Source organism: Rhizobacter sp. P2_H3 (genome assembly GCF_056403355.1).
In genome coordinates this window covers 1-6,599 of sequence record NZ_JBFUFQ010000282.1, presented here as the reverse complement: position 1 = coordinate 6,599, position 6,599 = coordinate 1, and the positions used below count along the sequence as shown (strand labels likewise).

At 70.3% G+C, this 6,599-nt stretch carries 6 protein-coding genes; 3 read left to right on the top strand and 3 right to left on the bottom strand.

Features of this window, described 5'->3' with window-relative positions:
* Together AC1D1T_RS28760 and hemC are read right to left on the bottom strand one after the other, a co-directional pair.
* The coding region (locus AC1D1T_RS28760) for a uroporphyrinogen-III synthase (RefSeq protein ID WP_477992968.1) at positions 1-436 on the bottom strand (436 nt) is incomplete at its 3' end.
* Positions 414-1,352 (bottom strand): hydroxymethylbilane synthase, encoded by a 939-nt coding sequence (gene hemC / locus AC1D1T_RS28755; RefSeq protein ID WP_477827998.1) that lies wholly within the window; start codon positions 1,350-1,352, stop codon positions 414-416. The genes AC1D1T_RS28760 and hemC, both read right to left, overlap by 23 nt.
* A 78-nt stretch (positions 1,353-1,430) precedes the next feature.
* Between hemC and ppc the strand changes: the two genes are divergently transcribed.
* The 3 genes from ppc (at position 1,431) to AC1D1T_RS28740 (ending at position 5,580) form a co-directional block, all read left to right on the top strand.
* On the top strand, positions 1,431-4,259 hold the full coding sequence (gene ppc / locus AC1D1T_RS28750; protein ID WP_047506962.1) for a phosphoenolpyruvate carboxylase: 2,829 nt from the start codon (positions 1,431-1,433) through the stop codon (positions 4,257-4,259).
* Positions 4,260-4,361: 102 nt separating this feature from the next.
* Positions 4,362-4,910, top strand: coding sequence for a hypothetical protein (locus AC1D1T_RS28745; protein ID WP_477839073.1), 549 nt, complete (start codon positions 4,362-4,364; stop codon positions 4,908-4,910).
* Complete coding sequence (locus tag AC1D1T_RS28740) at positions 4,897-5,580, top strand: hypothetical protein (RefSeq protein WP_477825115.1); 684 nt, start codon at positions 4,897-4,899, stop codon at positions 5,578-5,580. The genes AC1D1T_RS28745 and AC1D1T_RS28740 overlap by 14 nt, the downstream gene beginning before the upstream one ends.
* Before the next feature lie 4 nt (positions 5,581-5,584).
* Here the strand turns inward: AC1D1T_RS28740 and AC1D1T_RS28735 are convergent, their stop codons facing one another.
* Positions 5,585-6,499 carry a glutaminase gene (locus tag AC1D1T_RS28735; protein WP_465112937.1) on the bottom strand — a complete coding sequence of 305 codons (915 nt, stop codon included), beginning with the start codon at positions 6,497-6,499 and terminating at the stop codon, positions 5,585-5,587.
* Positions 6,500-6,599 lie beyond the last annotated feature (100 nt).

Sequence of the window (6,599 nt, the reverse complement as noted above, 5' to 3'; positions counted from 1 at the left end):
CCACCAGCACGCGGCGGCCCGCCCAGGCCTGCGTGCGCAACTGCATCCACAGCGCCTCGGAATCGAACTGCGCCGCATCGGCCGCCGGCTCGACGATCTCCAGCACGCCCAGCGCGCGCAGCACGCGCGTCGTGCCCGGCCCCGGCGAGGCCGCCTGCAGCGCCGCCGGCCAGGCGGCCCCGGGTGGGCGCTGCGCGAAGAACTGCTCGGCCGCATTCGGGCTCACGAACATCACGAGACCGACGCTGCCGAGCCCTTGCCACGCGGCGTGCAGTTCGGTGGGGTCGTCGACCGGCCGGATGTCGATCAGCGGCAAGGCCTGCGCATCGAGCCCGGCCGCACGCAGCCCGTCGACCCACTCGCGCGCCTGGGCCGCAGGCCGCGTGACCAGCACCCGCAGCGACGCAGCGACGTCAGCTGCCCCCGAGGTAGGCATCGGCACCCGCGGACCTCAGTTGCGCCGCGGCCAGTTCGCCCAGGCTGCGGGCGGCGCGAGCGTCGGCGACGACAGCCGCCGAGGTCGTGTGCAGCAGCGGGCGCGTCGGGTCGTCGACATGGCCGAGCGCCGCGGTGAGGCGCAGCGTCGCGCCGTCCCACACCGCATGCGCAGCCAGCGGCATGCTGCAGCTGCCGCCCAGCGAGCGCGACACCGCGCGCTCCGCCTCGGCGACCCACCACGTGGGCCGGTCGGCCAGCTGCGCCAGCGCATCGCGCAGCGCCGGCTGGTCGCTGCGGATCTCGATGCCCAGTGCCCCCTGCCCGGCCGCCGGGATCATCTCGTCGACCGCGAACAGCGCGCGGATGCGCTGCGCGAGGCCCAGCCGCTTCAGCCCGGCCGCGGCCAGCACGATCGCGTCGTACTGGCCGTCGTCGAGCTTGCGCAGCCGGGTGTCGAGGTTGCCGCGCAGCGGCTCGATGCGCAGGTCGGGCCGCCGCGCCAGCACCTGCGCGACGCGGCGCAGGCTGGAGGTGCCGACGCACGCGCCCTGCGGCAACGCGTCGAGCGTCGCATGGTGGTTCGAGACGAAGGCGTCGCGCGGATCCTCGCGCTCCAGCACCGCGGCCAGCTCGAAGCCCTCCGGCAGTTCCATCGGCACGTCTTTCAGCGAATGCACCGCGAGGTGCGCGCGCCCGTCTTCGAGCGCGGCTTCCAGCTCCTTGACGAACAGGCCCTTGCCGCCGACCTTCGACAGCGTGCGGTCGAGGATCTGGTCGCCGCGGGTCGTCATGCCCAGCAGTTCGACGCGCAGGCCGAAACGTTGTTGCAGCAGATCGCGCACGTGTTCGGCCTGCCACAGGGCAAGGCGGCTTTCGCGGGTGGCGATGACGAGGGGTTCGGGCAGAGAGGACATCGACAAATGCTATCAGCGCGCTGCTACCATCGCGGTTCGTAACCAAGTTACAGCCTCGACGAGGCCCTGAGGACAAAGATGCCACGCGCCACACCTGCCCCCAAGTCCCCCGTCCCACGCAAGAGCAGCACACGCAGCAGCGCGGCCGAGGCCGCCGACAAGAACCGCCCGCTGGTCGACGACATCCGCCTGCTCGGCCGCATCCTCGGCGACGTGATCCGCGAGCAGGAGGGCCAGGGCGCGTTCGACCTGATCGAGCGCATCCGCCAGCTGTCGGTGGCGTACCGCCTGAAGCGCGACGCACAGGCCGGCAAGACCTTCGACCGGCTGCTCAAGAGCCTGAGCGGCGACCAGACGGTCAGCGTGATCCGCGCCTTCAGCTACTTCTCGCACCTGGCCAACATCGCCGAGGACCGCCACCACGTGCGCCGGCGCGAGCACCACGAGCGCCAGGGCCACCTGCAGGAGGGCTCGCTCGCGATGAGCTTCGAGCGCCTGGCCGAGGCCGACGTGCGCGCAGCCGACATCGCCGGCGTGCTGCAGCGCGCCTTCATCTCGCCGGTGCTGACGGCGCACCCCACCGAGGTGCAGCGCAAGAGCATCCTCGACGCCGAGCGGGCCATCGCCGAGCTGGTGGGCCAGCGCGACGAACTGCACGGCGCACGCGCGCTGGCCGGCAACGAGGCGCTGCTGCGCGCCCGCGTCACGCAGCTGTGGCAGACGCGCATGCTGCGCTACACCAAGCTGACGGTGGCCGACGAGATCGAGAACGCGCTCAGCTACTACCAGGCGACCTTCCTGCGCCAGATACCGAAGCTGTACCAGGAGATCGAGGAGGCGCTGCCGGGCCACCCGATCGCGCCGTTCTTCCGCATGGGCAACTGGATCGGCGGCGACCGCGACGGCAACCCGAACGTCAGCGCCGAGACGCTGCAGATGGCGCTGCGCCGGCAGAGCGAGACGGTGCTGCGCTTCTACCTGACCGAGGTGCACGAGCTGGGGGCCGAGCTGTCGATCTCGGCCACGCTCGCGCCGGTGACGGCCGAGATGCAGGCGCTGGCCGAGCGCTCGCCCGACCACAACGCGCACCGCGAGGACGAGCCCTACCGCCGCGCGCTGATCGGCATGTACGCGCGGCTCGCCGCGACGCTGCAGGCCTTCACCGGCACCGAGGCGCTGCGCCACGCGGTGGCGCCGCAGGATCCGTACCGCCGCAGCGACGACTTCCTCGCCGACCTGAAGGTGATCGAGACCTCGCTGCGCTCGCACCATGCCGATGCGCTGATCGCGCCGCGCCTGCGCCCGCTGATGCGCGCGGTGCAGGTGTTCGGCTTCCACCTGGCCACCGTCGACCTGCGCCAGAGCTCGGACAAGCACGAGGCGGTGGTCGCCGAGCTGCTGAAGACCGCGAAGATCGAGGCCGATTACTCCTCGCTCGACGAGCCGGCGCGCCGCACGCTGCTGCTGCGCATGCTGAACGACGCGCGGCCGCTGCGCGTGCACGGCGCGGCGTACTCGGAGCACGCGGTGGGCGAGCTGGCGATCTTCGAGGCGGCGCTGCAGATGCTCGACCGCTACGGCCGCGAGGCGCTGCGCCACTACATCATCTCGCACACCGAGGACGTGAGCGACCTGCTGGAGGTGCTGCTGCTGCAGAAGGAGACCGGCCTGCTGCACGGCACGCTGGACGATGGCGCCGTGTGCCAGCTGATCGTCTCGCCGCTGTTCGAGACGATCGGCGACCTGCGCAATGCCGAGCCGATCATGCGCGACTACTACGCGCTGCCGGGCGTGGCCGGGATGATCAAGCGCTCCGGCCGCGAGCAGGACGTGATGCTCGGCTACAGCGACAGCAACAAGGACGGCGGCTCGTTCACGAGCAACTGGGAGCTGTACCGTGCCGAGATCGCGCTGGTGGCGCTGTTCGACGGCCTGCGCGGCGCGCACGGCATCACGCTGCGCCTGTTCCACGGCCGCGGCGGCACGGTCGGGCGCGGCGGCGGCCCGAGCTACCAGGCGATCCTTGCGCAGCCGCCGGGCACGGTGAACGGGCAGATCCGGCTGACCGAACAGGGCGAGGTGATCTCGTCGAAGTACGCGCACCCGGAGATCGGCCTGCGCAACCTCGAGACGCTGGTGGCCGCGACGCTCGAGGCCACGCTGCTGCACCCGACCAAGAGCGCGCCGAAGAGTTTCCTCGACGCGGCCGCGGCGATCAGCGAGGCCAGCATGGCGGCCTACCGCAAGCTGGTCTACGAGACCCCGGGCTTCACCGACTACTTCTTCTCGGCCACGCCGATCCGCGAGATCGCCGAGCTGAACATCGGCTCGCGCCCGGCCTCGCGCAAGGCCACGCGGGCGATCGAGGACCTGCGCGCGATCCCGTGGAGCTTCAGCTGGGGCCAGTGCCGCGTCGCGCTGCCGGGCTGGTGCGGCTTCGGCTCGGCGATCGAGCACTTCCTCGGCAAGCTGCCGGCGCAGCGCAAGGAGCGGCTCGTGCTGCTGCAGCGCATGCACAAGCAGTGGCCGTTCTTCCGCACGCTGCTGTCGAACCTGGACATGGTGCTGGCCAAGAGCGACCTGGGGATCGCGGAGCGCTACGTGGACCTGGTCGAGGACCGGAAGCTGGGCCGCAAGATCTTCGGGCTGATCCAGGCCGAATGGCAGCGCACCAGCGACGCGGTGTCGCTGATCACCGGCGAGAAGCAGCGGCTCGCGTCGAACCCGTCGCTCGCGCGCTCGATCGAGCACCGCTTCCCGTACCTCGACCCGCTGAACCACCTGCAGGTCGAGCTGATGCGGCGCTACCGGCAGCGCCGCGAGGGCGATCCGGCGAACGAGCGGGTGCAGCGCGGGATCCACATCTCGATCAACGGGGTGGCGGCGGGGTTGCGCAACACGGGTTGAATCCGCTGCGGGCTGCCGCATGGACGGCAGCAGCCAGGGCTTGCCAGGACACGGCCCCATCGGCGATATTCGCAATTCGCGAATAGCGAATATGGCCGTACGATGGAACTCAAACCGCAAGACCTGCTGGTGCTGTTGAAGGCGGCGGCGCACCCGCCGCAGCGTTGGACCTATGCCGCGCTTGGCGAGGCGCTGGCCATGAGCGCCTCGGAGACGCATGCGAGCGTGAAGCGCGCCGTGGCGTCCGGCTTGGCGGTGGCGCCCGCGCGCGGCGAGTGGTCGCCGGTGCGACCCAGCCTGCTGGAGTTCGTGCTGCATGGCGTGCGCTACATCTGGCCGGCCACACCCGGGCCGGTCAAGCGCGGCGTGCCGACGGCTTTCGGTGTCGAACCATTGGCCAGCATGCTGACGGCTGCCCAGAGCGAGGCCCCGGTCTGGGCCCACCCCACCGGCCGCGCCAAAGGCCCCACGTTGTCGCCTCTCTATCGAACAGCACCGCAGGCCGCCCTGGCCGACCCGGCCTTGCATCGCCTGCTCGCCCTGCTGGATGCCCTGCGCACCGGGCGTGCACGCGAGCGCTCGCTGGCCGCCGAACTGATGGAAGCCGAACTGATGCGGTTCGATTCGGGAGAGGTCGATGCGAGCCGATGACCCCAATCTTCCTCATTTGCGCCGTATCGCCGAAGCGCTGGGCGAACTGCGCGAGCAGGTGGTGTTCGTCGGTGGTGCCGTGGCCGGTCTGCTGGTGACCGATCCCCTGGCCGACAGCGTGCGTGCGACCCGCGACGTGGACGCCGTGGTGAACGCCAGCCGATCCACGTTTTATCGCATCGAGGAACAGGTGGCGCAGCGCGGATTCGCGCGAGACGCCAGCAGCGATGTGATTTGCCGTTGGGTGCACAAGGCGTCAGGGCTGCTCTTCGACCTGATGCCCGTGCAGCCCGAGGTGCTGGGTTTCTCCAACCGCTGGTATCCGTATGCCGTACAGACCGCCGTGCCCGTGGCGTTGGGCGAAGGCATCACGATTCGGCTGGTGAGCGCCGTGGCTTTCGTGGCCACCAAGCTGGAAGCGTTCGCCAGTCGCGGCGGAGGAGACTTCATGAGCAGCCACGACCTGGAGGACGTGCTGAACATCGTCGATGGGCGAGAGGAACTGGTCGACGAAATGGCCACGGCCCCGGCAGACCTGCGACAAGCCGTGGCCTCAGCCTTCACTGCGTTGCTGATGAATCCGGATTTTGCGAACGTGTTGCCGGGCTTGATGGCGGAGCCGGAGCGTGCAGGACTCGCGATGGAGCGCCTGAGGGCCTTGAGCCGGTGACGCCTCAGAACAGCGATTGCCCGATCAGCGACGTGAACCGCTCCAGCGCAAAGCTGCCCGCGAGCGAGTTCCCGGTGTGCTCCAGCCCCGGCGACCAGACGCACACGCCCAGCGTGCGCGGGATGTGCGCGACGATGCCGCCGCCGACACCGCTCTTGGCCGGGATGCCGACGCGGTACGCGAAATCGCCCGCCGCGTCGTAGGTGCCGCAGGTCAGCATCAGCGCCGACAGCCGCTTCGCCGAACTCGCGTCCAGCACCTGCTCGCCGTTGACCGGGCTCACGCCGCCGTTCGCGAGAAAGCCCACCGCGCGCGCCAGGTCGACGCAGTTCATGCGGATCGCGCAATGCCGGCAGTAGGCCTCGATCACCGCGTCGACCGGGTTCTTCAGGTTGCCGAAGCTGTGCATGAAATGCCCCATCGCCCGGTTGCGCGAGGCGGTGGCCAGCTCCGAGCGCGCGACCGCGTCGTCGTACTGCAGCGCCGCGTTGCCCGACAGGCGCCGCACGAACTCCACCAGCGCCATCTCGGGCTGCACGAAGCGGGTGCTCAGCACGTCGGTGACGACCAGCGCACCGGCGTTCAGGAACGGGTTGCGCGGCTTGCCCTGCTCGGTCTCCAGCTGCACCAGCGAGTTGAACGCGGTGCCCGACGGTTCGCGGCCGACCCGCTCCCACAGCGCGTCGCCGACCAGCTGGAATGCGAGCGTCAGCGAGAACAGCTTCGAGACCGACTGGATCGAGAACGCCTCGCTCGCATCGCCGACGGTGTAGAGCCGCCCGTCGAGCATGCTGACCGCCATGCCGAAGCGCTGCTTCGGCACCTTGGCGAGTTCGGGGATGTAGCGCGCCACCTCGCCCTGTTCGAGCAGCGGTTGCGCTTCGTCGTGGATGCGGTCGAGCACCGCCTGCATGTCGATGGCCATCCGATAATTGGGCCATGACTGCACCCTCGCCGCACACCGATCCCCGGGGATTTCTTCGCGCGCTGTACGACGCCGCGGTCGCGCGGGCCCTGCC